The organism is Streptomyces sp. JLYT201, assembly GCF_059448825.1.
Genome location: NZ_CM182551.1, coordinates 4,396,042 through 4,418,089, shown reverse-complemented (window position 1 = coordinate 4,418,089; position 22,048 = coordinate 4,396,042). Strand labels below are relative to the sequence as shown.

Genomic DNA, 22,048 nt, shown 5'->3' with positions numbered 1-22,048 from the left:
GTGTCAGCCAGGGCCGTGTGTCCGTGTCGTGTCCGTCAGCGTGCCCCGCGCGCGGGGCACCCCTTCCCTGACCAGGGCCCGGACCCCGCGACCGGCGCTCCGCGTCTCGTCCTCACCCGGCGGACGGGCCGGAGGGCGCCGCCGGAGTGCCCGAGCGTAGGACTGTTAGCCCAACTGTGCGGTGTTTTCGGTGTTTTCGGGGTGGGGGCGGGACGGCTGCGGCAGCATCGGGGCGTGTTGAGCACCGGAGCGTTGCGCGCGCATCTGCTGGCGGCCCGGCTCGCCGGGCCCGTGGCCACGTCGCGGGAGGAGAGCCTGCGGAGCTACCGGCTCTTCGCCGCCCGGGACCCGCGGATACTGCTCGGGCTCGATCCCGAATGGACCTGGGGCACCGGCGACTTGCTGCGGCTCATGGCCGACAAGTGCGGGGTGTCCGGCGATCCGAGGCACACTACGGGGGCCGATGTCATCGACCCCGAGCGGACGTTGGCGGCTCTCGACGCGTTCGCCGAGCGGCTTCGGGAGGCGGCCCGCAGGAGGGTTCCCGTGCTGCTCGGGACGGGGCACCCGCACCGACTCCTTGGCTTCTACGCCGCGTTGGCCGATGCCCTGTCGGCGGCGGGCTGCCAGATCCTCACTCCCGCGCAGGGTTGCCGTGTCGACATAACGACCCGGTTCGGCCTACGCACGTACAACCTTGACTACGTACAAGGTGTCGCGCTGGTGCGCGAACCCGGCGTGCGTCCCACCGGGAGTGAGACCGGCGCACACAGCCATTCGCCCTTGCCGGTTCGACGGGCTCTCGGGGTCCAGGCGGAGTCCGGTGGCCCCCTGCCCGAGCTGGTCATCGGGGACCACGGATGGGTCTGCGGAGCAGGTCAGCTGGGGTTTGAGGCGATCGGTCTGGCGGATACGGACGATCCTGCCCTGTTCGTCGGAGAGGCGGAGGGGCGAGTGTCCGTCGTCGTTCCGCTTGATGACGCTGTGCGGTCTGATTACTACCGACCGCTTACTCGCTATGTACTCAATCGAGCGTGTCTGTCACAGTAAACGGCCGATGGCAGCTCCTCTTCCCCACTCGCATCACCCGCCCCTACTCTGGGGAGTGAGCGCACAGCGACGAGGAGTCACCGGAAGGGGAAGCCGGTGCGCGTCATGTGCGGAAGGTTCAGGTGTGTCATGGCTGCTGACCAGAGGCCTCTCAGCGAGGTTGCGTTCCTGACCGTGGCGGAGGTCGCCGCGGTGATGCGAGTCTCGAAGATGACCGTGTACCGGCTGGTGCACAGCGGTCATCTGCCCGCAATCCGGGTCGGAAGGTCCTTCCGGGTGCCCGAGAACGCGGTTCACGAGTACCTTCGCGACTCATACGTGGGGGTGGAGACAGCCTGAGCGACAGCTCTCGATTACAGGCTCGGCGAACGGGCGGGTAGGCTAGGCCGACGTAGGTCGTGTGGGCCCAGACGCCCCGCACCGATATCCCCGCTGACGCGGGGGTGATCCGAGAAGTGAGCGAGGGTAGTCGTGGGCTCTGTTATCAAGAAGCGGCGTAAGCGGATGGCCAAGAAGAAGCACCGCAAGCTGCTGAAGCGCACGCGCGTTCAGCGCCGCAACAAGAAGTAAGCGGCAGCTGAGCGAGCGAGCCAGCGCACGTACTGAAGCCCTCCCGTCGTCCGACGGGAGGGCTTCGGTGCGTTCCGGGGCCCTCGGAACGACCCCGGAATCGTTGAGGGCGCTCTCATATGGGGTTCAACTGTTCAAAGGCGGGCGAACGGCTTGATCTCTACGAAGTCGTGTGGCCGTCGTCACTTCACGCAGCTCGCAGTCATCACAGCGCAACATCGACCCGCTAGCGTTGGCCACGCACGTAACGCGAGGCCCGACGCACCGCGAGGTCTGAAGAGGCCGAAGCGCGGTACGCGGTCCGCAACAACCGAGGCAACGCGGGGCTGGGGAAAGGCGGCGCTGATCTTGGGCAAGGTCGTGCTCGTGACCGGGGTGGCCCGGCAGCTAGGCGGCAGGTTCGTCCGGCGCGTTCAGCGCGACCCCGAGGTCGAGCGGGTGGTCGCCGTGGACGCGATCCCGCCCGAGCACCATCTGGGCGGCGCCGACTTCGTACAGGCCGACATCCGGCAGCCGACGATCACCCGGGTGCTCGCCGAGCACGCCGTGGACACGGTCGTGCACATGGACGTCACGGGCACCGCGCTCGCCGGCGGCAGCCGCGGCTCGGTCAAGGAGACCAACGTCATCGGCACCATGCAGCTGCTCGGCGCCTGCCAGAAGTCGCCGACGGTCAAGCGCCTGGTGGTGAAGTCGAGTACGAACGTGTACGGCTCGGCGCCGCGCGACCCGGCGGTCTTCACCGAGACCACGCCGCCCAAGTCGCTGCCGAGCGGCGGCTTCGCCAAGGACACCGTCGAGGTCGAGGGCTATGTGCGGGGCTTCGCGCGGCGCCGCCCGGACGTCGCGGTGTGCGTCCTGCGGTTCGCGAACATCCTCGGCCCGGCCGCGGACTCGCCGCTCGCCGAGTACTTCTCGCTGCCGGTCCTGCCGACGGTCTTCGGCTACGACCCGCGCCTGCAGTTCGTCCACGAGGACGACGTGATCGAGGTGCTGCGGCTCGCCTCGCACGAACCTGCGCGGTCCACCCTCAACAGCGGCACCTTCAACATCGCGGGGGACGGTCTGCTGCTGCTCTCGCAGTGCGCGCGCCGTCTCGGCCGTCCGACGCTGCCGGTGCTGCTGCCCGCCGTCACCTGGGTGGGCACCGCGCTGCGCACGCTCGGCGTCACGGACTTCTCGCGCGAGCAGATCCGGCTGCTCACCCACGGCCGGGTCGTGGCGACACGGCAGATGCGCGAGACACTGGGGTTCAAGCCGAAGTACACGACCGCGGAGACCTTCGCGGACTTCGTACGCGGCCGGGGGCCCGGGCTGCTGCCTCCGGACGCGCTCGCGGCGGCCGTCGACCGGGTCGCGGCACTGCCGTTCGCGGGCGGCGGTACGGAGCGCGGCGCCCCCGTGGGCGCCGGACGCGAAGCCGACGACAGTGCCCACCACAGCGCCAACTGAGGAGATCGTCAACGATGGCGGACGCCAAGGTCATTCCGTTCGACGACGACCGGTCGCGTGGGGCCGGCCAGCGGCCGCCGCGCCGCCGGACCACCGTGTCGCGCCGCAAGGGCGACGCGGTGAAGGTGCGCGAGGTCAAGGCGGTGCCCACCGGGCGGGACGGTGACGTCCCGGTGGTCGAGGAGGCGGAGCCGGGGATCGCGGGCGGGTCCGCCCCCGAGCCGTCGGGGCGGCGGCCGCGGCGGGACGGCCGGGCCCGCGCCGGGGTCTCCCGCGCCGGGTCCGCCTCCACCGGGGAGCAGGAGGCGGTGGCGCCCCCCGTGCCCGAGCCGCGCGGAGGAGGCGGGGGCGGCTGGGACCGGCGGATCGCCGGCGGCCTGGCCTTCCTGCGGCGGCGGCTCACGGGGGACTACGAGGTCGACGAGTTCGGGTACGACGCGGAGCTCACCGACCAGGTGCTGATGTCGCTGCTCAGGCCGGTCTACGACAAGTACTTCCGGGTCGAGGTCAAGGGCATCGAGAACGTGCCCGGTGACGGCGGGGCCCTGATCGTCGCCAACCACTCGGGGACGCTGCCGTGGGACGGCCTGATGATGCAGGTCGCCGTGCACGACCACCATCCGCAGCAGCGGCATCTGCGGCTGCTCGCGGCCGACTTGGTGTTCATGCTGCCGGTGGTGAACGAGCTGGCGCGCAAGGCCGGGCATACCCTGGCCTGCGCGGAGGACGCGGGGGCGCTCCTGGAGCGGGGGGAGCTCGTCGGGGTGATGCCCGAGGGGTTCAAGGGGATCGGGAAGCCCTTCGGGGAGCGGTACAAGTTGCAGCGGTTCGGGCGGGGCGGCTTCGTGTCCACGGCGCTGCGGACCGGGTCGCCGATCGTGCCCTGCTCCATCGTGGGGGCGGAGGAGATCTACCCGATGGTGGGCAACGCGAAGACGGTGGCCCGGGTGTTGGGCATTCCGTACTTTCCGCTGACTCCTACGTTTCCCTGGCTGGGTCCTTTGGGAATGGTGCCGCTGCCGACGAAGTGGACCATTCAGTTCGGTGAGCCGATTCCCACGGACGGGTATCCGCCGGAGGCCGCCGAGGATCCGATGCTGATGTTCAACCTCACGGATCAGGTGCGGGAGCAGATTCAGCACACGCTGTACAAGTTGTTGGTGCAGCGGAGGTCGGTGTTCTTCTGAGCCGCCGTTCTTCCGGGCCGCTGTTCCTGTGAGTCCGAGAGGGGGCTGTCGCCCCCGGCCCTTTGCGCAGACGCCTCCGCCCACTCGCATCCCCTTTTCCGGGAACGAGTGGGCGGAGGCGTCGAGCGTTACTTCTGTTCCTCGTCCTCGATTCCCAGTTCCGGGAGGAGGCCGGGGATGAGGGGCGGGAGCGTCACTTCCGGCTTCGCGGGAGTGAGGCTGCTGTGGGGCTTCTCGGAGGTGTTGTGCGAGGGGGGCGGGGTGTGGGGCTTGGGGGGCTCGATCAGCCCGTCCGTGACTCCGGGGAGGAGGCCGTCGCTCTCCTTGTGGGAGGGGGCGGGGGCCTGTGGCCTGCCCGGGGCGCGGTGGGGCTGGGAGTCGTCCGAGGCGTGCGGGGAGGGGCGCTCCCTGCGGGGCGTGTCGGGGGCGTCCTGGCGGGGGCGGTCGTCCGGTGCGCGGTGCTTTCCGGGGGTGCGGGGGAGCAGGGAGCGCAGCGGGTCGACTTGCTGCTCTATGGCGTCGAAGACCGAGGTGACCTCTTCGCCCACGTCACCGAGCTGGACGGGGAGCTGGGCGCGCAGGTCGCGCCAGCTGGCGCTGTGGGCCTTGGCGAAGGAGGAGAGCGCCTGGATGGGGCCGAGGGAACCGTCGCGCTCGTAGGCCTGGCGGAGCAGGCGGTGGCCCTCGGAGGCGTCGTGGCGCATGCCGGACAGGGCGCGGCGGACCTCGCCGAGGGACTCGTGGTCGAGTTCGCCCGCGCGGGTGCGCTCCATCAGGCGGCGGGCCTCGCTGAGCCTGGTGGAGGCCTGGTCGAGGTAGATCTGGCCGCGGTCGGTGTCGCTGTCGGCCATGCCGAGCTTGAGGTCTTCCATGCCGCGCTTGAGGCCGTAGAGCGAGTCGCCCGGCAGGGCGTCGTTGCTCGCGGCGGCGATGCCGCCGAAGGCCCCGGCGGCCACGCCCACGGTGAGTCCGCCGGCGGCGATGCCTTTGGACAGGCGGGAGCGCGGCTTGAGCTTTCGCAGCGCGCGGTGGGCGCCCTTGCGGGAGCGCTGGCGCGGCACGGAGGCGGTATCGCCCGTGGTGCCTTCCGCCAGCATGGCCTCCATGGCCGCCACGAGCTGGGCCCGCTGCACCACCTTGACCTCCGGATCCAGCTCCGGCCTGGGGAGCTGGGCCAGGCCGTCGGCGAGCGCCAGCAGGCGGTCGCGCTCGGCCGGTCCGGGGGCCGCGGTGTCGGTGCGGGCGACCGTGGGGTCGGCGGGTTCTTCGGGCTGCTCGGCCGCCGGGTCCTGGCCGGAGTGCTCCTCCAGGGCCTGGGCGAAGGCGTTCGCCCGCCGGTGGGCCGATACGTTCGCGATCACTGGCGGCACCTCCTCTCGTCATGACGTCGACTCCCCAGGGGTCCTGAGGGTTGCAGGTCCTGAGCGCTTCCACACGATCGGGTGAGCGAATGGAGCGTCCCCCTGCTCTTTCGGAGCTCGGGGGAGGTCAGGATGCGACCACAGGGAGCCTGCATCCCGCACAACGAGCGTCGCGGCACTTGGGTTACGGACGGAGGATGATCGGACCGCCGGAGAATGGGGAGGCGCCGCGACGGCCATCTGGCCGCCACGGACGGTGAGTTGGCCGTCGCCGAGGGTGTCGGGGCGAGGGTCGGGCCGGGTCGGTGGCCGCTGGGTGACCGCGTCGCGGCCGGGGTGCGGCCGGTCAGCGGGCGTCGTCCGGGAGGAGTCGGGCGAGCGTACGGACCGCTCGGTACTGGAGGGTCTTGATCGCGCCTTCGTTCTTGCCCATCACGCGCGCGGTCTCGGCGACGGAGAGGCCCTGGAGGAAGCGCAGGGTCACGCACTCCTGCTGCTGCGGGTTGAGGCGCCGGACCGCGTCCAGGAGCGCGGCGTTCGACAGGGATTCGAGGACGGAGTCCTCGGGGCTGCGCTCGACCTCGTTGGCGTCGAGCATTTCGCCGGTGGTCACTTCGAGGCGGAAGCGGCTCGACTTGAAGTGGTCCGCGACGAGGTTGCGGGCGATGGTGACCAGCCAGGCGCCGAAGTCGCGGCCCTGCCAGGTGAAGGTGCCGATGCGGCGCAGGGCGCGCAGAAAGGTCTCACTGGTGAGGTCCTCCGCGGTCGCCTTGCCGCCGACGCGGTAGTAGATGTAGCGGTAGACCGTGTCGCTGTACTGGTCGTAGAGGCGGCCGAACGCGTCGGCCTCGCCCGCCTGGGCGCGTTCGACGAGGTCCATCATGCGGGCGCTGTCACTGTCCGCGGCGGGGCGGCGGGTGGTGGTGGCGGCGCCGGAGCGCGACCGTCTGCTGACCGCGGCACCGCCGTCCGCCAAGGCGTAGCACGGCCCGGCGGGTGCCGGGACGGCGAAGGCGGGGACGGCGTACGCGGTGGGGACGAAGCCGCGCAGGCGGTCGAGGACCGTTGCGCGCAGCGTAGCCAGGCCCGAGGCGTCAACCCCGACGTGTGGGTACACGGGACTCCCAGAGGCAGAGCTTCCATCACGTGCAGTGCGGGACCGTTCACCCGTCGTAGCGACGTGCAAGGTCCTGTCATGCGTCTGAGGAGAATAACGCTTCGTACAGGCAGCGCTACACCCAGTTGCTCAAATCATCGATTACGTCGCTTCTCATACCGATCAGCGGTCGGACAAGTACCGGTTATTGAACGCTTGTTGATCGAAACGGCGCGCATTCCGGCTGAGCGGGGGGCGTGTTGTGGCCGAGTTGAACGAACGGGACTGGCGGGAGGCCCGACGGGTAAGAGAGAACGATTACCGCCGTTTTCGCACAGGTGACGGTACGTGGCGACCGGCCGAGCCGCACACACAATCGAGCGGCACGGAAGGAAAGCCGGCCCGGCACCCGAGGCTCGGGGCACAGCGCGACGAAAGGCCCGTCCGGCGCTCAACGACGAGAGGCGCGGCGCGGCAGGGAAGCCGGTCCGGCGCTCGGGGACGAGAGGCGCGGCGCGACAAGGAAGCCCGTCCGGCGTTTGAGGACGAGCGCGCAGCGCGACGGGGAAGCCGGTCCGGCGCTTGAGGACGAGGCGCGCAGCGCCGAGGAACGGCTCACGCGCCCCGAGGGCTCACCGGCGGCGACGGTGCAGCGCCACAGCCGCCGCCGTGGCCCCGGCCAGCGCCCCGACCCCGGCGGCGGCCGGGATGCCGACCTTCGCGGCCTTGCGCCCCGTGCGGTAGTCCCGCAGCCGCCAGTCGCGGGCGCGGGCGTGCTTGCGCAGCTTGGCGTCGGGGTTGATCGCGTAGGGGTGGCCGACGAGGGACAGCATCGGGATGTCGTTGTGGGAGTCGCTGTAGGCGGCGCAGCGGGCCAGGTCGAGGCCCTCGGCGGCGGCCAGGGCGCGCACCGCCTCGGCCTTGGCGGGGCCGTGCAGGGGCTCGCCGACGAGCTTGCCCGTATAGATGCCGTTCACGGACTCGGCGACCGTGCCGAGGGCGCCGGTCAGGCCGAGGCGGCGGGCGATGATCGTGGCCATCTCCACCGGCGCCGCGGTGACCAGCCAGACCTTCTGGCCCGCGTCGAGGTGGGCCTGGGCGAGGGCGCGGGTGCCGGCCCAGATGCGGTCGGCCAGATAGTCGTCGTACACGGCCTCGCCGATGGAGATCAGCTCGGCGACGCGGTGGCCCTTGACGATGGACAGGGCGCTCTCGCGGGCGTCCTGGAGGTGCTCGGGGTCCTCGCCCGCGAGCCGGAACCAGGCCTGCTGCCAGACGAACCGGGTGAGCTCGCGGCGCTGGAAGAATTTGCGCTGGTACAGGCCGCGGCCGAAGTAGAAGAGCGCGGCGCCCTGCAGCACGGTGTTGTCGAGGTCGAAGAAGGCGGCGGCCTTGTCGTCGCCGGCCACCGGGAACTCGGGGCCCTCGGCCTCGTCGGGCGCCGGGGTCCGCGCGAGGTCCTCCAGCTCCTGCGAGGTCTTGCGAGCGGCCTCCGCCGAGGCCTCGCCTGCCAGGACGCTGCGCGCGGTGGCGGAGCGCCTACGGGGGTGGAGCCAACCGAGAGCGGCCATGCCGTCGAGCATAGCCACTCTGTTCGGTTGTCCCGTGAAGGTGAGGATGCGAACCCGTCAACTCGCTGTGTCGCGCTGGTCACAGCGCGAGGTGCGCCCGGGGTGCGGGAGCGCGTAGGAAGCTGGAGGCATGAGCCCGATTTTTCGTAGGACGGCGAAGCAGGCGGCCAGGAGCGCCGCGAAGGCACCCGGGGACCGGCTGGTGACGCTGGTCGGCAAGCCCGGGTGCCATCTGTGCGAGGACGCCGAGGCCGTCGTCGAGCAGGTGTGCGGCGAGCTCGGCGTCGCCTGGGAGAAGAAGGACATCACCGAGGACGAGGTGCTGCACCGGGAGTACTGGGAGCAGATTCCGGTGGTGCTCGTGGACGGGGAGCAGCACACCTTCTGGAAGGTCGACGCCGGGCGGCTGCGGCGAGTGCTCACGGAGTAGCGGAACGCACGGAGTAGCGGAACGCACGGAGTAGCGGAACGCACGGAATAACGGAACGTACGGAGTAACGGAACGCACGGCGGAGCGGCGGACGGAAGGGCGGGCGGTGGCCGGTCGCATAGCACGGGTGCGGCGGGGGCCGTGCGCGCCGATGGCTGGTTATGACGTCCTGAGCTGTCCGGAAAGTCGTTTAGCATCGGGTGCGGTTGTGAGGTCTCGGGGGCGATGATCATGAGGAGTGTGTGCGGCTTTGCCCCCGTCAGGTGAGTGTCGTTCCTGGCCGTGCGCCGGTTCCACGAAAGTGCGCCAGGGGCGCGTGACCCCGGTCACGTTGGGCGGGCAAATCGGACACCATCTTTGTGCACGCGTTCACAAAGACATAGCCTGCATTCGACGGGGCGGTCTGGGGACGTGGGGCCGCCCGCAGCCCCGCTCTACCCGCAGGAGCACCGTGGCAACTGGCCGAACTCACCGACCGGCGACCCGTAGCCGAGGGATCCCCGAGGCCACCGTCGCCAGGCTTCCGCTGTACCTGAGGGCGCTGACCGCACTGTCGGAGCGCTCCGTGCCCACGGTCTCCTCCGAGGAGCTCGCGGCCGCCGCGGGGGTCAACTCCGCGAAGCTGCGCAAGGACTTCTCGTACCTCGGTTCGTACGGAACGCGGGGCGTCGGCTACGACGTCGAGTACCTCGTCTACCAGATCTCGCGCGAGCTCGGGCTGACCCAGGACTGGCCGGTTGTCATCGTCGGCATCGGTAACCTCGGCGCCGCCCTGGCCAATTACGGCGGGTTCGCCTCGCGCGGGTTCCGCGTGGCCGCCCTCATTGACGCCGACCCGGCGATGGCGGGCAAGCCCGTCGCGGGCATGCCGGTGCAGCACACCGACGACCTCGAGAAGATCATCACGGACAACGGTGTCTCGATCGGCGTGATCGCGACCCCCGCGGGCGCCGCCCAGCAGGTCTGCGACCGTCTGGTCGCCGCCGGCGTCACCTCCATCCTTAACTTCGCGCCGACCGTCCTGACCGTCCCGGACGGCGTCGACGTGCGCAAGGTCGACCTCTCCATCGAGTTGCAGATCCTCGCCTTCCACGAGCAGCGCAAGGCCGGCGAGGAAGGGGCGGGCGACGGCACCGCCGTGCCCGCCGCCTCCCAGGAGCACCGGAAGGGACCCGACGGGGACGTCCCCGCGGTGATGCCGGCATGAGTCTCCTCGTCGTTGGCCTCAGCCACCGGAGCGCTCCGGTGAGCGTCCTGGAGCGGGCCGCGCTCACCGTCGACGCGCAGGCCAAGCTGCTGCACGACACGGTGGCCGCCGAGCCCGCGGCCGAGGCCGCCGTGCTCGCCACCTGCAACCGCATCGAGCTGTACGCGGACGTGGACAAGTTCCACGCGGGCGTGGCCGAGCTGTCGACGCTGCTCGCCCGGCACAGCGGCGTGGGTCTCGAAGAGCTCACCCCTTATCTGTACGTGCACTACGAGGACCGGGCGGTGCACCACCTGTTCTCGGTGGCGTGCGGCCTCGACTCGATGGTCGTGGGCGAGGGGCAGATCCTCGGCCAGATCAAGGACGCCCTGGCGCGGGCGCAGGACCTGCACACCGCGGGGCGGCTGCTCAACGACCTGTTCCAGCAGGCCCTGCGCGTCGGCAAGCGGGCGCACTCCGAGACCGGCATCGACCGGGCCGGGCAGTCCCTGGTGACCTTCGGCCTGGAGCAGCTCGCCGGGCGCGAGCCGGTGGAGGCGTGGGCCAAGGGCAAGCGCGCCCTGGTGATCGGCGCGGGCTCCATGTCGTCCCTCGCGGCGGCGACCCTCGCGCGCTCCGGCGTCGACGAGGTCGTGATCGCCAACCGCACCCTGGAGCGGGCCGAGCGGCTCGCGCTCCTGCTCGAAGAGCGAAATGCAAACAGCCTGGCCGAGGGCGGCACCGGCGTGCGCGCCCGAGCGGTCCGGATGGACGCGGTGGCGGCCGAGCTGACACGTGCCGACGTGGCCGTTTCCTGTACCGGCGCGACGGGCCTCGTGCTCACGGGCGCCGATGTCGCGGCGGCGGTCTCCGGCCGGACGGGCACGCCCGCGGTGACGCTCCCCGGCCAGGCGGGCACGCCCGCGGCCACCGGTGACGCGGACCGGGCCTGCGCGGACGACACCTGCCTCGTCACGCCCGGCGACGGCACCGAGAGCCCTGACGGCACTGACGTCCTCGATGGCACCGACGGCACCGACGGCCCGGACTCCGGGCCGCACATCGGCGACGCCCACGCGTACGAGCAGCACGGCGCGCTCGTCGACAACAGCCCCTCCGTCGGCGGCGGCGCCGCGGCGCGGACCGCGACGGCCCTGGCCCGTGCGCAGGTCGCCGCCCCCGCCCGCACCGTCGCGCTCGCGCTGCTCGACCTGGCCATGCCGCGGGACATCGACGCGGCCGTGCACCGCGTCGAGGGCGTTCGGCTCGTCGACATCGAGTCGCTCGCGGAGGCCTCCGCCGACGCGCCGATGGCCGCCGACGTGGACGCCGTGCGCACGATCGTGTCCGACGAGGTGGCCGCGTTCGGCGCCGCCCAGCGGGCCGCGCACATCACGCCCACCGTGGTCGCCCTGCGCACCATGGCCGCCGACGTCGTCAGCGGCGAGATCGCCCGGCTCGACGGGCGCCTTCCGGGGCTCGGCGACAAGGAGCGGGCCGAGATCACGCAGACCGTGCGCCGCGTCGTGGACAAGCTGCTGCACGCGCCGACGGTGCGGGTGAAGCAGCTGGCCAGCGAGCCCGGCGGCGCCGGGTACGCGGACGCGCTGCGCACCCTCTTCGACCTGGACCCGGAGACGGTCGCGGCCGTCTCCCGGGCCGACCACCTGCGGGACGCCCCCGGCGCGCAGGCGGGCCAGCAGGACCAGCACCACCAGAACGACGACCCGAAGCGAGGCCGGGCATGACCGAGAGGGCCCTCAGGCTCGGGACCAGGCGCAGCAAGCTGGCGATGGCCCAGTCCGGCCAGGTGGCCGAGGAGGTCAGGCAGCTGACGGGGCGTCCCGTCGAGCTGGTCGAGATCACCACGTACGGCGACACCTCGCGCGAGCACCTCGCGCAGATCGGCGGCACCGGTGTGTTCGCGACCGCGCTGCGCGACGCGCTGCGCGACGGCGAGGTCGACTTCGCCGTGCACTCCCTGAAGGACCTGCCGACCGCGCAGCCCGAGGAGTTCACGCTCGCCGCGCTGCCGGTGCGCGAGGACCCGCGGGACGTGCTGATCGCGCGCGACGGCCTGACCTTCGCGCAGCTGCCCGACGGCGCCCGGGTGGGCACCGGCTCGCCGCGCCGCATGGCGCAGCTCAACGCGTACGCCCGCGCTCACGGTCTGACCATCGAGACCGTGCCGATCCGCGGCAACGTCGACTCCCGGATCGGATACGTGCACGACGGGCGGCTCGACGCCGTCGTCCTCGCCGCCGCCGGACTCAGCCGCGTCGGCAGGCTCGACGAGGTGACCGACTTCCTGTCGGTCGACATGGTTCTGCCCGCCCCCGGCCAGGGGGCACTGGCGATCGAGTGTGCCGCGTCCAACGCGGCCCTCGTCGCCGCGCTCGCCGAGCTCGACGACCCGTACACACGGGTCGCCGTGACCGCCGAGCGATCCCTGCTCGCCGCCCTGGAGGCCGGCTGCAGCGCACCCGTGGGAGCGCTGGCCGACCTGCTGGCCGACGGACAGGTTGTCAAGGAAATGCGCCTGCGCGGCGTCGTCGGTGCCACCGACGGCTCGTCGCTGGTGCAGCTGACCACCACCGGTCCCGTGCCCGAGACGGAAGACCAGGCGATGGCGCTCGGGCGGGAACTCGCCGCCGAGATGCTCGCCAAGGGCGCGGCCGGTCTGATGGGGGAGCGAGCACTTTGAGCCCCACCTCGAACCTTCCCGGCCTTCCCGCACACGGGCACGTCACCTTTCTCGGTGCCGGACCCGGAGATCCGGGACTGCTGACTCTGCGCGCCGTCGAGGCGCTGGCCCGAGCGGATGTGCTGATCGCCGAGCCGGATGTTCTCGATGTCGTACGTGTGCATGCCCGAGGGGGTGTGGACACACCCCTGCAGCAGACCGCTGACGGCACGTCAGAGGGCGCTCAGGCGCCGACGGCTGTACCGGATCGGGCTGCGGCCAATCTTGTCATGGAGGCGGCGCGGGGCGGCAGGCGGGTCGTGCGTGCGGTGACCGGCGATCCCGGCCTGGACACGGACGCCGCGGACGAGATGCTCGCCTGCGCCGCCGAGGGCATCCCCTTCGAGGTGGTGCCGGGCATCGCGGCCGCGGTGGGCGTGCCCGCCTACGCGGGGGTGCCGCTGCGGGACGCGCAGGGCACCGACGTGCGCTTCGTCGACGCGCGCACCGCGTCCGACCGCTGCTGGAGCGAGGTCGGCGCCTCGGACGGGACCGTGGTGGTCTCGACGGCCCTGGACTCGGTGGCTGCGGCCGCCGGTGAGCTGGTGGCCGCCGGGCGCAAGCCCGACACGCCGATCACGGTGACCGTCGCCGGTACGACGACGCGCCAGCGCACCTGGACCGCGACGCTCGGCACCATCGCGCAGGTCTTCAAGCAGGGGAAGGTCCTCCCGTCGCCGGACGGGGGCCGGCCCGTCATAGCCGTGGTCGGTGAGCGTTCCGCCGCCGCCCAGCGCGACCAGCTGTCGTGGTTCGAGTCGAAGCCGCTCTTCGGGTGGCGAGTGCTCGTGCCGCGCACGAAGGAGCAGGCGGCGTCGCTCTCCGACCAGCTGCGTTCGTACGGCGCGGTGCCGCACGAGGTGCCGACGATCGCCGTCGAGCCGCCGCGCACGCCCCAGCAGATGGAGCGGGCCGTCAAGGGGCTCGTGACCGGGCGCTACGAGTGGATCGCCTTCACCTCGGTGAACGCCGTCAAGGCGGTGCGCGAGAAGTTCGAGGAGTACGGGCTCGACGCCCGTGCCTTCGCGGGCATCAAGGTCGCGGCCGTGGGCGAGCAGACGGCGGCCGCGCTGATCGCCTTCGGTGTGAAGCCGGACCTGGTGCCCAGCGGCGAGCAGTCCGCCGCGGGCCTCCTGGAGGACTGGCCGCCGTACGACCCCGTCTTCGACCCGATCGACCGGGTGTTCCTGCCCCGGGCCGACATCGCCACGGAGACGCTGGTCGCCGGGCTCATCGACCTCGGGTGGGAGGTCGACGACGTCACCGCCTACCGGACCGTGCGGGCCTCGCCGCCGCCCGCGGAGACCCGTGAGGCCATCAAGGGCGGCGGCTTCGACGCCGTGCTCTTCACGTCCAGCAGCACGGTGCGCAACCTGGTCGGCATCGCCGGCAAGCCGCACAACGTGACCGTCATCGCCTGCATCGGTCCCGCCACGGCGAAGACCGCGGAGGAGCACGGCCTGCGCGTGGACGTGATGGCTCCCGAGCCGTCCGTGCACCAGCTGGCCGCCGCGCTCGCGGAGTTCGGCCAGCGTCGCCGCGCGGCCGCGCTGGCGGCGGGGGACCCGGTGACCAGGCCCAGCGAGCGTCGGCCAGGAGCGCGGAGGCGGCGGGCCGCGGCGCCGTAAGGTGCCCTCGCGGGGCGTGCCCCGGGCCCGCCCCTTCCCGGACCGGAGGGCGCTGCCCTCCGGGACCTCCGTTCATCGGCCTTCGGCCTCGTCCTGAGACGCCGGACGGGCTGGGTCAGCCCGCCGGAAGGGAGTCAAGAGTGAGCACCTACGGTTCGTTTCCCGGCTCGCGGCCCCGGCGGCTGCGCACCACCCCCGCGATGCGGCGGATGGTCGCCGAGACGCGGCTGCACCCGGCCGATCTGATCCTGCCCGCCTTCGTGCGGGAGGGCATCGACGAGCCCGTGGCGATCGACGCGATGCCGGGCGTCGTCCAGCACACGCGGGACACCCTGAAGAAGGCCGCCGTCGAGGCGCTGGAGGCGGGCGTCTCCGGGATCATGCTGTTCGGGGTGCCGGAGGAGTCCAAGAAGGACGCCCTGGGCACGCCGGGCACCGACCCGGAGGGCATCCTCCAGGTCGCGATCCGCGACGTGCGGGCCGAGGTCGGCGACGACCTCATCGTGATGTCCGACCTCTGTCTGGACGAGACGACGGACCACGGGCACTGCGGAGTCCTCGACAGCGAGGGCCGCGTGGACAACGACGCCACCCTGGAGCGGTACGCCGAGATGGCGCAGGTGCAGGCCGACGCGGGCGCGCACGTGGTCGGGCCGAGCGGCATGATGGACGGCCAGGTCGGCGTCATCCGGGACGCCCTCGACCAGACCGGGCACGAGGACGTGGCGGTCCTCGCGTACACCGCCAAGTACTCGTCCGCGTTCTACGGCCCCTTCCGGGAGGCCGTGGGGTCCTCGCTGAAGGGCGACCGCAAGACCTACCAGCAGGATCCGGCCAACCTCCGCGAGTCCCTGCGGGAGCTGGCGCTCGACCTGGAGGAGGGCGCCGACATGGTGATGGTGAAGCCCGCCGGGCCCTACCTCGACGTTCTGGCCAAGGTCGCCGAGCGCGTGGACGTGCCCGTGGCCGCGTACCAGATCTCCGGTGAGTACGCGATGATCGAGGCCGCCGCCGAACGCGGCTGGATCGACCGGGACAAGGCGATCATGGAGTCGCTCACCGGAATCCGGCGGGCCGGGGCCAATCTGATCCTCACCTACTGGGCGACCGAGGTGGCCCGGCAGCTCTGAGCCGTCTCCCGGCCGCGCTTGACCTCAACGTAAGTTGAGGTTCCAGAGTGGTGTGTGTCAGGTCGTTCGTCGCCCGCCCGGGAGGACCACAGATGCACGCCGTCGTACTGCGCGAATTCGGATCCGCGGAGAACCTCCGCTACGAGACCGTGCCGGACCCCGAGCCGGGGCCCGGCCAGGTCCGGATCGCCGTACGGGCGGCCGGGGTCCACTTCATCGAGACCGTGATGCGGGCGGGAGCCGCCAGTGACCTGGCGCCTCCGCTGCCCGAGCTGCCCGCGATCCTCGGCGGCGAGGTCGCCGGGGTCGTCGACGCGGTCGGCCCCGGGGTCGACGCCTCCTGGCTCGGCCGGGCCGTGGTGACCGCCTACGGGGCGCCCGGCGGGTACGCCGAGCTGGCCGTCGCCGGGGTGGAACAGGTCTACCCCCTGCCGGAGGGGCTCGGGTTCCAGGACGCCGTCGCCATGGTCGTCACCGGCGCCACCGCCGTGGGGCTGCTCGACATCGCCGGGATCACCGCCGACGACGTGGTCCTCGTGACCTCCGCGGCCGGGGGCGTCGGCCGCCTCGTCGTCCAGCACGCGCTCGCCGCGGGCGCCACCGTGGTCGGCGCTGCGGGCGGCCCCGCCAAGGCCGAGGCCGTGCGCAAGCTCGGCGCCGAGGCCGTCGACTACCGCGAGGACGGCTGGGACGACACCGTCCGCCGCCTGCTCGGCGCCGACCGGCCGGTGACCGTCGTCCTGGACGGGGTCGGCGGCACCCTGGCCGCCACCGCCTTCGAACTCATCGGTGACGGTGGCCGGTTCGTGTCCATCGGGGCCGCCTCACAGGTCGGCTTCACCCCCGCGTCCGACCGGGTCGCCCACGTCGACGCGCTGCTCGACCTCCTGGCCCGGCCCGGGGACCGGCCCGGCTACGAGCGCCGCGCCCTGGACGCGGGCGCGCGCGGCGACCTCGTGCCCGCCGTGCAGTCCTTCCCGCTGTCCCACGCGGCCGAGGTGCACGCCGCCCTGGAACGCCGGGAGACCACCGGCAAGGTCGTGCTCGTGCCCTGAGGGCTCGCGCCCCGAAGGCTCGCGCCCTGAGGGCGAACGCCTAGCCCCGCTGGAGGAGTTCGGCGAGCCGGGACAGGCCGTCCGCGCCGTGGCCCTGCTCGACCGCGCGGTCGAGCAGGGGCTGCACGCCCGCGAACAGCTCGTCGCTGACGCCCGCCTCCGCGAACGCCGCGAGCAGGTTCGGGAACGCAGCCTGGTTGACCTCCAGGCTGGAGACGTCCGTCAGGTGCTGCCCGGACTCCAGCGCGGCGGCGGTGCCGGGCACGAGGCCCCGCGTCATGGCGGTGATCCAGTCGGCCAGGAGCGGCGCGAACTCCTGCGGCGGCACCCCCGCCCTGCCCGTCAGGGCGAACGCCTGCGCCACGCCCACGATCATCCCGTACATGCCGGTGAGCAGCGACAGGTCCCACAGCGCGGCCAGGCCCGCGTCCTGGCCGACCCACTTGGTGTCGGCCAGCGCGGCCAGTGTCCCGCGGTGCTCCTGGAACGCCTTCTCGTCGCCGCTGTAGAGGATGTAGGCGCCCGGCGTCGCGATCATCGGAGGGATCGCCATGATCCCGGCGTCGACGTACGCGATGTCGTGCTTCGCCGCCCAGGCCGCGAGCTCGCGGGCCTGCGCCGGGGTGCCGTTCGTGGTGTTCACCAGGGTCTTGCCGCGCAGTTCCTCGGCGAGCGGCTCGAAGACGTCACGGACGTGGTCGTTGAGCGTGAGGCAGGCGATCACCAGGGGACTGGCGGCGACCGCGGCCAGGGGCGTCTCCGCGGGGGTCGCGCCCTGGGCCGCGAGGGGTCCCGTCTTCGCGGCCGTACGGTTCCAGACCGTGGTGGGGTGGCCCGCCTTGAGCAGGGCGGCCGCCAGGGCGCTGCCCATGTTGCCGAGCCCCAGGACGGACACGGACGGCTTGGCGGACGCTGAGGACGCGGAGGACATGGGGGCTCCTTGGAGTAAGGAAGGGGGGGATCGAGGTGATGCCTCGATCCTCCGGTCCCACGATCCTTCGGACAAGTACCGACTTTTTAGTGCGTACTTACGGTTCGGTCAGTGGAGGTCCGGTCGGGGAAGGTGCCGCGCCCGCGCACCAGGGGGAGGTGCGCGGGCGCGGCCGGGGCGAGTCGTACGGGTCCTGCGGCCCTACCGGTAGGGAGCTACCAGGAGAGGGCGTCCGCGGCCGTCGACTGCCAGTAGGTGACGAAGGCGGAGCTGTCCACGTACACGCTGCCGCCCGGGAGCTTCGGGTGCGCCGTGGTGCCCACGCTGCCGTTCGCCGCGCGGTTGGAGAAGAGGACGCCGAGCTTCTTGGCGTCGTAGCCGTCCTCGCCCTCCGGCGACGAGGTGCCGATGCCCGCGTACGCGGACTGGCCCGGCTTCAGCGTGACGACCGCCTGCGGGACGCTGTCCCGGAGGACGCGGGTGGGGGCCTGCGCCTCGTCGAAGCGCAGGAACGGGGCGTTGTACGCGTAGCAGGTCTTGGTGCCCGTGTTCTTGGCGGTCAGGAGCAGGTGGTTGATCGGGCGCTGGACCTCCTTGACCGTGACCTTGGTGGTGGCGGCGGAGCAGGCGACCGGCGCGGCGGCCTTGGCGGGCGCGGCGGCCGTCGCCGCCGTCCCGGCGAGGGTGCTCAGGGAGAGCGCGGCGGTGAGGGTGACGAGGGCGGCCGTGGTGCGGCGGTTCGTGCGCATGGTCGGATCCGTCTCTTTTCTCGTGTGGTTCGGTCACGGCGGTGGTAGCGGCCGCCGGGTGCGGTCCGGCCGGGCGGCCGGACGCGGGTGGTCAGTTGAGCGCGTCGGTCGAGCTGGTCAGCCAGTACGTGACGCGCAGCTTGTCGTCCACGTGGACGCCCTTCGCCTGGAGCGCGGCCTCGGCCATCCGGTCGCTGCCCTCGAAGCCGACCTCCAGGCTCTGCGCGGTGTGGCCCTCGCCGCCGCTGCCGTCCCCGGCGGACAGGATCGCCCCGGCGTAGCCCTTGGCACCCGGCTTGAGCGAGGTGACGGCCTGCGGCTTGGTGTTCTCCATGACCGGCGGCACGGACTGCGCGTTCTCGAACTTGAGCCGCGGGTAGCCCTTCAGGTCGCACATCGTGGAGCCGGTGTTGGTGACCGTGATGAGCATGTAGTTGAGGGGCCGCTGCACCGGGGTCGCGGTGATCGAGGTGTTGGCGGCGGAACAGGGCACCCGGTTCGCCGGGTCGTACGGGTCGGAATCCGTGCCGCCCGACGCCCCGGACGAGCCCTTGCCGCTCCCGGAGGAGCCGCCGGAGCCCTTGCTTCCGCCGCTCCCGCCGGAACCGTTGCCCTCTGAAACGTCGTCCGACTTCTCGGGCTGCCGTGCGGCGTCGGACTCCTGTGACGAACGGTCCGTGGACGACTGCGTGGACTTCGCGGCGCCCTCGTCCCGAGTGCCGTCTTCGTCGTCGCACGCCGTCAGCGAGAGCGCGGCGACCGCGATCGTCGCGGCGGCGAGCAAGCGGGTACGGGGACGTCGGGCGGGCGCACGCATGGCTGGTCTCTTCTCGTGTGACGGGGTAGACGCGTGCCGCTCGGCCGGGCCGTGACGAGCGGCGTGCTTGGATGACCGACAGCTTGTGCGGGGTTTCGTCCCAGCCGTTAGCCGTACCGCGGTGTTCGGGACGCTGGAATGTTCGTACCGGCCCTGAGCTGGGGGAATAGGTGTCGCCTGGAACGGCGGCACGGGAAGGAGAACACGTGGGGGCGGGCGATCTCGCGGAGCTGTTGCGAGAACTGAAGGGGCGGTCCGGGCTCAGCTACGGAGCCCTCGCCAAGAGACTGCACGTCAGCACGTCGACGCTCCACCGCTATGTGAACGGCACCGCCGTGCCCACGGAGTTCGCCCCGGTGGAGCGCCTCGCCCGGCTGTGCAGGGCCACTCCGGAGGAGCTGGTGGAGGTCCACCGCAGGTGGATCGTCGCCGACGCGACGCGCGGGCGTAAGGCGGAGCCGGCGGCCGAGACGGCCACCCGGGCCGTACCGGATGCCGAGCCCGTACCGGATCCCGAGCCCGCTTCCGGGCCGGAGCCGGAGCCCGCGAGCGTCGCCGGCACACCCGCGCCCCGGCCGGAACCGGAAGCCGTACGGGAACCGGAACCGGAACCCGAACCGGGCCCCGGCCGGGAGCCGGAACCGGAGATCGAACTGCGGCGCCACCCCCTGCCGCCCCCTCGGCCGCACCCCCGCAAGACGCTCCGCATCCCGCGCGGCAAGCGGCAGCGGCTCGTCGCCCTCGCCGCCGTCGGCGTCGTGCTCGCCCTCGGCGGCACCGCCCTCGCCGTGCACTCGGCGTCCGGCAGCTCCGGCGGCGACGGCAAGAACGCCGCCGCGGACAAGGGCCCCGGCGCCGGGGCCGAGCGTTCGCCGTTCGGCACGCCGGACAAGAAGGAGCCGTCCGGCAAGCCCTCCGTCACCTCCTCGGCCAAGCCCCCCGAGAAGGACGCGGACAAGAAGGACGGCGGCGGCCCGAAGGGCGGCCCCGAGGACGGCGGGGAAGGCAGCGAGGGCCGTGCTTCCGGCGCCGGGGGCACGGCGCCCACGAGCTCCTCGGCCCGCGCCCCCATCACCGTGTCCACCAACCCCCAGTACTGGCAGTCCGACTGCGGACGCCCGTACCTCATCAGCCGCGCACCGGGCCGGCTGCCCGCGCCGCCCACCTCGCAGGACGCCCCGGGCTGGGTGTCCGCGTTCGACGGGGTCGCTGCCGAGCAGCACGACGTGAAGTTCACCGTCCAGGGGACCGGCAAGGAGACCGTCGTCCTGGAGTCCCTGAACGTCCGCGTCGTCGGCAAGAGCGAACCGCTCGCCCGGAACATGTACCTCATGGGCTACCTCGGAGTGGGCTGCGGCAGCGGCATCCCCAAGCACTCCTTCGACGTACAGCTCGACAGGGGACGGGCCGCCCTCGTCTCCCAGGGCGACGCATTCCCGTACAAGGTCAGCGAGAACGACCCCGAGACCTTCTACGTCTTCGCCACCAGCAGGACCCGCTACGTGCGCTGGTACCTGGAGCTGGAGTGGTCCAGCGGCTCCCGGCACGGGACGGTCGTCATCGACGACGAGGGCAAGCCGTTCCGCACGAGCGGCGCCCCGAAGAACCGCATCTACGGCTACACCCTCGACAACAAGGAGTGGGTGAAGGCGTGGCGCCGCCCCAACGGGGAGGACGGGTACGACTGGGAGGGCAGCTAGCGGCGGCGGGGCCGGGCGGGCGGAGCCGGGCAGGCGGGCCCCGGGCGCGCCCGGGGCCCGCCCGGGGCGTGCGCGTCCGCATCGCGAGAAACGACTCCTGTAAGGGCCACTGATCAGCCTAGGCTGCTCGGCAACCGAAGGAGCAGCCGATGACCGCCACCGCACCCGCGCCCAGCACCGCCCCCGTTCCGGCCCTCGCCGCCCGCGCCGCCGCCGTCGGCGGCTCGCCCGTACGGGACATCCTCGCGGTCACCGCACGCCCTGAGGTCATCAACTTCGCGGGCGGCCTGCCCGCGCCCGAGTTCTTCGACAGCGAGGGCGTCGCCGCCGCCTACCAGGCCGTCCTCACCGCGCGGCCCGGGCAGGCCCTCCAGTACTCGACGACCGAGGGGGAGCCCGCGCTGCGCGCCCGCATAGCCGGGCGGTACACCGACGGCGGGCTCGCCACCGACGCCGACGACGTCCTCGTCACCACCGGCTCCCAGCAGGCCCTCTCGCTGCTCGCCACGGCGCTCGTCGAGCCCGGGGACACCGTGCTCGTCGAGAACCCCTGCTACCTCGCGGCACTCCAGGTGTTCGCCTTCGCGGGCGCGCGCGTCGTCGCCGTGCCCGGCGACGAGGAGGGCATCGACCCCGGCGCCCTGGAGTCCCTGATCGCCGAGCACCGGCCGAAACTCCTGTACACCGTGCCCACGTTCCAGAACCCGACCGGGCGCACCATGTCCGCCGGGCGGCGCGCCGCCGTCGCCGCCGTGGCCGGCCGGCGCGGCCTCTGGATCGTCGAGGACGACCCCTACGGGGAGCTGCGCTTCGAGGGCGAGCGCCTGCCGTGGATCGCCGCCCACGCCGGGGCCGAGGACCGGACCGCGCTGCTCGGCAGCTTCTCGAAGGTGATGGCGCCCGGCCTCCGGCTCGGCTGGCTGCGGGCCCCCGCCGCGCTGCGGCGCGCCTGCGCCATCGCCAAGCAGGCCGCCGATCTGCACACGCCCACCGTCAACCAGCTCGCCGCCGCCTGGTACTTGGAGCGCTACGACCTGGACGCGCACGTGGCGAAGGTCGCCGGGGCCTACCGCGAGCGGCGGGACGCGATGCTCGCGGGCCTGGCGGCAGCCCTCCCCGAAGGATCCACGTGGAACCGCCCCGAGGGCGGCATGTTCCTGTGGGCCCGCCTGCCCTCCGGCCACGACGCGACGGCCCGCCTCCGCGAGGTGATCACCCACGACGTGGCCTACGTCCCCGGAGCCCCCTTCTACGCGGGCACCCCGGACCCCGCCACCCTCCGCCTGTGCTTCGTCACCCAGACCCCGGACGAGATCACCGAGGGCCTGCGCAGACTCCGCACGGGACTCGTCGGCTGAGCGGCGGAACGCGGGGGCCCCGGCACCGGAGCCC

The 22,048-nt window shown here is 72.4% G+C and carries 20 protein-coding genes; 14 read left to right on the top strand and 6 right to left on the bottom strand.

The genetic code is table 11. From position 1 onward, the window contains the following. Window positions 1–234 precede the first annotated feature (234 nt). The 5 genes from AC5WAM_RS18035 to AC5WAM_RS18015 all read left to right on the top strand — a co-directional run bounded on the left by AC5WAM_RS18035 (window position 235) and on the right by AC5WAM_RS18015 (window position 4,259). A complete protein-coding gene (locus AC5WAM_RS18035) occupies window positions 235–1,050 on the top strand; it encodes a phosphatase (RefSeq protein ID WP_242720672.1) in 816 nt (271 codons plus the stop codon). 129 nt (window positions 1,051–1,179) lie between these two features. Beyond that, the gene (locus AC5WAM_RS18030; protein WP_157164103.1) at window positions 1,180–1,389 is read left to right on the top strand and encodes a helix-turn-helix domain-containing protein; all 210 of its coding nucleotides are present in this window, start codon (window positions 1,180–1,182) and stop codon (window positions 1,387–1,389) included. A 132-nt stretch (window positions 1,390–1,521) separates the two neighbouring features. Further along, window positions 1,522–1,620: a 30S ribosomal protein bS22 gene (locus tag AC5WAM_RS18025; protein WP_003948845.1), complete on the top strand. Its 99-nt coding sequence runs from the start codon at window positions 1,522–1,524 to the stop codon at window positions 1,618–1,620. Between the two features lie 348 nt (window positions 1,621–1,968). Then, window positions 1,969–3,072: an NAD-dependent epimerase/dehydratase family protein gene (locus tag AC5WAM_RS18020; protein WP_138961154.1), complete on the top strand. Its 1,104-nt coding sequence runs from the start codon at window positions 1,969–1,971 to the stop codon at window positions 3,070–3,072. 14 nt (window positions 3,073–3,086) lie between these two features. Then, window positions 3,087–4,259, top strand: coding sequence for a lysophospholipid acyltransferase family protein (locus AC5WAM_RS18015; protein ID WP_495523151.1), 1,173 nt, complete (start codon window positions 3,087–3,089; stop codon window positions 4,257–4,259). Between the two features lie 128 nt (window positions 4,260–4,387). On the opposite strand, the gene AC5WAM_RS18010 is transcribed toward AC5WAM_RS18015, so the two are convergent. The 3 genes from AC5WAM_RS18010 to AC5WAM_RS18000 form a co-directional block, all read right to left on the bottom strand. Continuing rightward, entirely contained in the window at window positions 4,388–5,620 is a 1,233-nt protein-coding gene (locus AC5WAM_RS18010) for a DUF5667 domain-containing protein (RefSeq protein WP_366790969.1), read from the bottom strand. A gap of 346 nt (window positions 5,621–5,966) precedes the next feature. Further along, a complete protein-coding gene (locus AC5WAM_RS18005; RefSeq protein ID WP_138961157.1) occupies window positions 5,967–6,737 on the bottom strand; it encodes an ECF subfamily RNA polymerase sigma factor, BldN family in 771 nt (256 codons plus the stop codon). Window positions 6,738–7,348: 611 nt separating this feature from the next. Continuing rightward, a complete protein-coding gene (locus AC5WAM_RS18000) occupies window positions 7,349–8,287 on the bottom strand; it encodes an HAD family hydrolase (protein WP_366790970.1) in 939 nt (312 codons plus the stop codon). A gap of 130 nt (window positions 8,288–8,417) precedes the next feature. Here AC5WAM_RS18000 and AC5WAM_RS17995 point away from each other — a divergent pair, with 130 nt between their 5' ends. The 7 genes from AC5WAM_RS17995 (at window position 8,418) to AC5WAM_RS17965 (ending at window position 16,459) form a co-directional block, all read left to right on the top strand. Then, window positions 8,418–8,717 carry a glutaredoxin family protein gene (locus AC5WAM_RS17995; RefSeq protein WP_495523150.1) on the top strand — a complete coding sequence of 100 codons (300 nt, stop codon included), beginning with the start codon at window positions 8,418–8,420 and terminating at the stop codon, window positions 8,715–8,717. A 451-nt stretch (window positions 8,718–9,168) separates the two neighbouring features. Beyond that, the gene (locus AC5WAM_RS17990) at window positions 9,169–9,924 is read left to right on the top strand and encodes a redox-sensing transcriptional repressor Rex (protein ID WP_366790972.1); all 756 of its coding nucleotides are present in this window, start codon (window positions 9,169–9,171) and stop codon (window positions 9,922–9,924) included. After that, window positions 9,921–11,651: a glutamyl-tRNA reductase gene (locus tag AC5WAM_RS17985; RefSeq protein WP_495523149.1), complete on the top strand. Its 1,731-nt coding sequence runs from the start codon at window positions 9,921–9,923 to the stop codon at window positions 11,649–11,651. Before AC5WAM_RS17990 ends, AC5WAM_RS17985 begins: the two co-directional genes overlap by 4 nt. After that, window positions 11,648–12,607, top strand: a complete 960-nt coding sequence (gene hemC, locus AC5WAM_RS17980) for a hydroxymethylbilane synthase (RefSeq protein WP_366790974.1) — start codon at window positions 11,648–11,650, stop codon at window positions 12,605–12,607. Before AC5WAM_RS17985 ends, hemC begins: the two co-directional genes overlap by 4 nt. After that, complete coding sequence (locus tag AC5WAM_RS17975) at window positions 12,604–14,274, top strand: bifunctional uroporphyrinogen-III C-methyltransferase/uroporphyrinogen-III synthase (RefSeq protein ID WP_366790975.1); 1,671 nt, start codon at window positions 12,604–12,606, stop codon at window positions 14,272–14,274. Before hemC ends, AC5WAM_RS17975 begins: the two co-directional genes overlap by 4 nt. Window positions 14,275–14,414: 140 nt before the next feature. Then, window positions 14,415–15,404: a porphobilinogen synthase gene (gene hemB, locus AC5WAM_RS17970; RefSeq protein WP_242720691.1), complete on the top strand. Its 990-nt coding sequence runs from the start codon at window positions 14,415–14,417 to the stop codon at window positions 15,402–15,404. Window positions 15,405–15,496: 92 nt separating this feature from the next. Continuing rightward, window positions 15,497–16,459, top strand: coding sequence for a zinc-binding dehydrogenase (locus tag AC5WAM_RS17965; protein WP_366790976.1), 963 nt, complete (start codon window positions 15,497–15,499; stop codon window positions 16,457–16,459). Between the two features lie 40 nt (window positions 16,460–16,499). On the opposite strand, the gene AC5WAM_RS17960 is transcribed toward AC5WAM_RS17965, so the two are convergent. The 3 genes from AC5WAM_RS17960 to AC5WAM_RS17950 form a co-directional block, all read right to left on the bottom strand. Next, window positions 16,500–17,390: an NAD(P)-dependent oxidoreductase gene (locus AC5WAM_RS17960; RefSeq protein ID WP_366790977.1), complete on the bottom strand. Its 891-nt coding sequence runs from the start codon at window positions 17,388–17,390 to the stop codon at window positions 16,500–16,502. 215 nt (window positions 17,391–17,605) lie between these two features. After that, window positions 17,606–18,139 carry a DUF4232 domain-containing protein gene (locus AC5WAM_RS17955; RefSeq protein WP_495523148.1) on the bottom strand — a complete coding sequence of 178 codons (534 nt, stop codon included), beginning with the start codon at window positions 18,137–18,139 and terminating at the stop codon, window positions 17,606–17,608. A 91-nt stretch (window positions 18,140–18,230) separates the two neighbouring features. Beyond that, window positions 18,231–18,956 (bottom strand): DUF4232 domain-containing protein, encoded by a 726-nt coding sequence (locus AC5WAM_RS17950; RefSeq protein ID WP_495523147.1) that lies wholly within the window; start codon window positions 18,954–18,956, stop codon window positions 18,231–18,233. A gap of 206 nt (window positions 18,957–19,162) precedes the next feature. Here AC5WAM_RS17950 and AC5WAM_RS17945 point away from each other — a divergent pair, with 206 nt between their 5' ends. Together AC5WAM_RS17945 and AC5WAM_RS17940 are read left to right on the top strand one after the other, a co-directional pair. Next, window positions 19,163–20,656, top strand: a complete 1,494-nt coding sequence (locus AC5WAM_RS17945; protein WP_495523146.1) for a helix-turn-helix domain-containing protein — start codon at window positions 19,163–19,165, stop codon at window positions 20,654–20,656. A 149-nt stretch (window positions 20,657–20,805) separates the two neighbouring features. Then, window positions 20,806–22,014: an aminotransferase-like domain-containing protein gene (locus AC5WAM_RS17940; protein ID WP_495523145.1), complete on the top strand. Its 1,209-nt coding sequence runs from the start codon at window positions 20,806–20,808 to the stop codon at window positions 22,012–22,014. The last annotated feature ends 34 nt before the right edge of the window (window positions 22,015–22,048 follow it).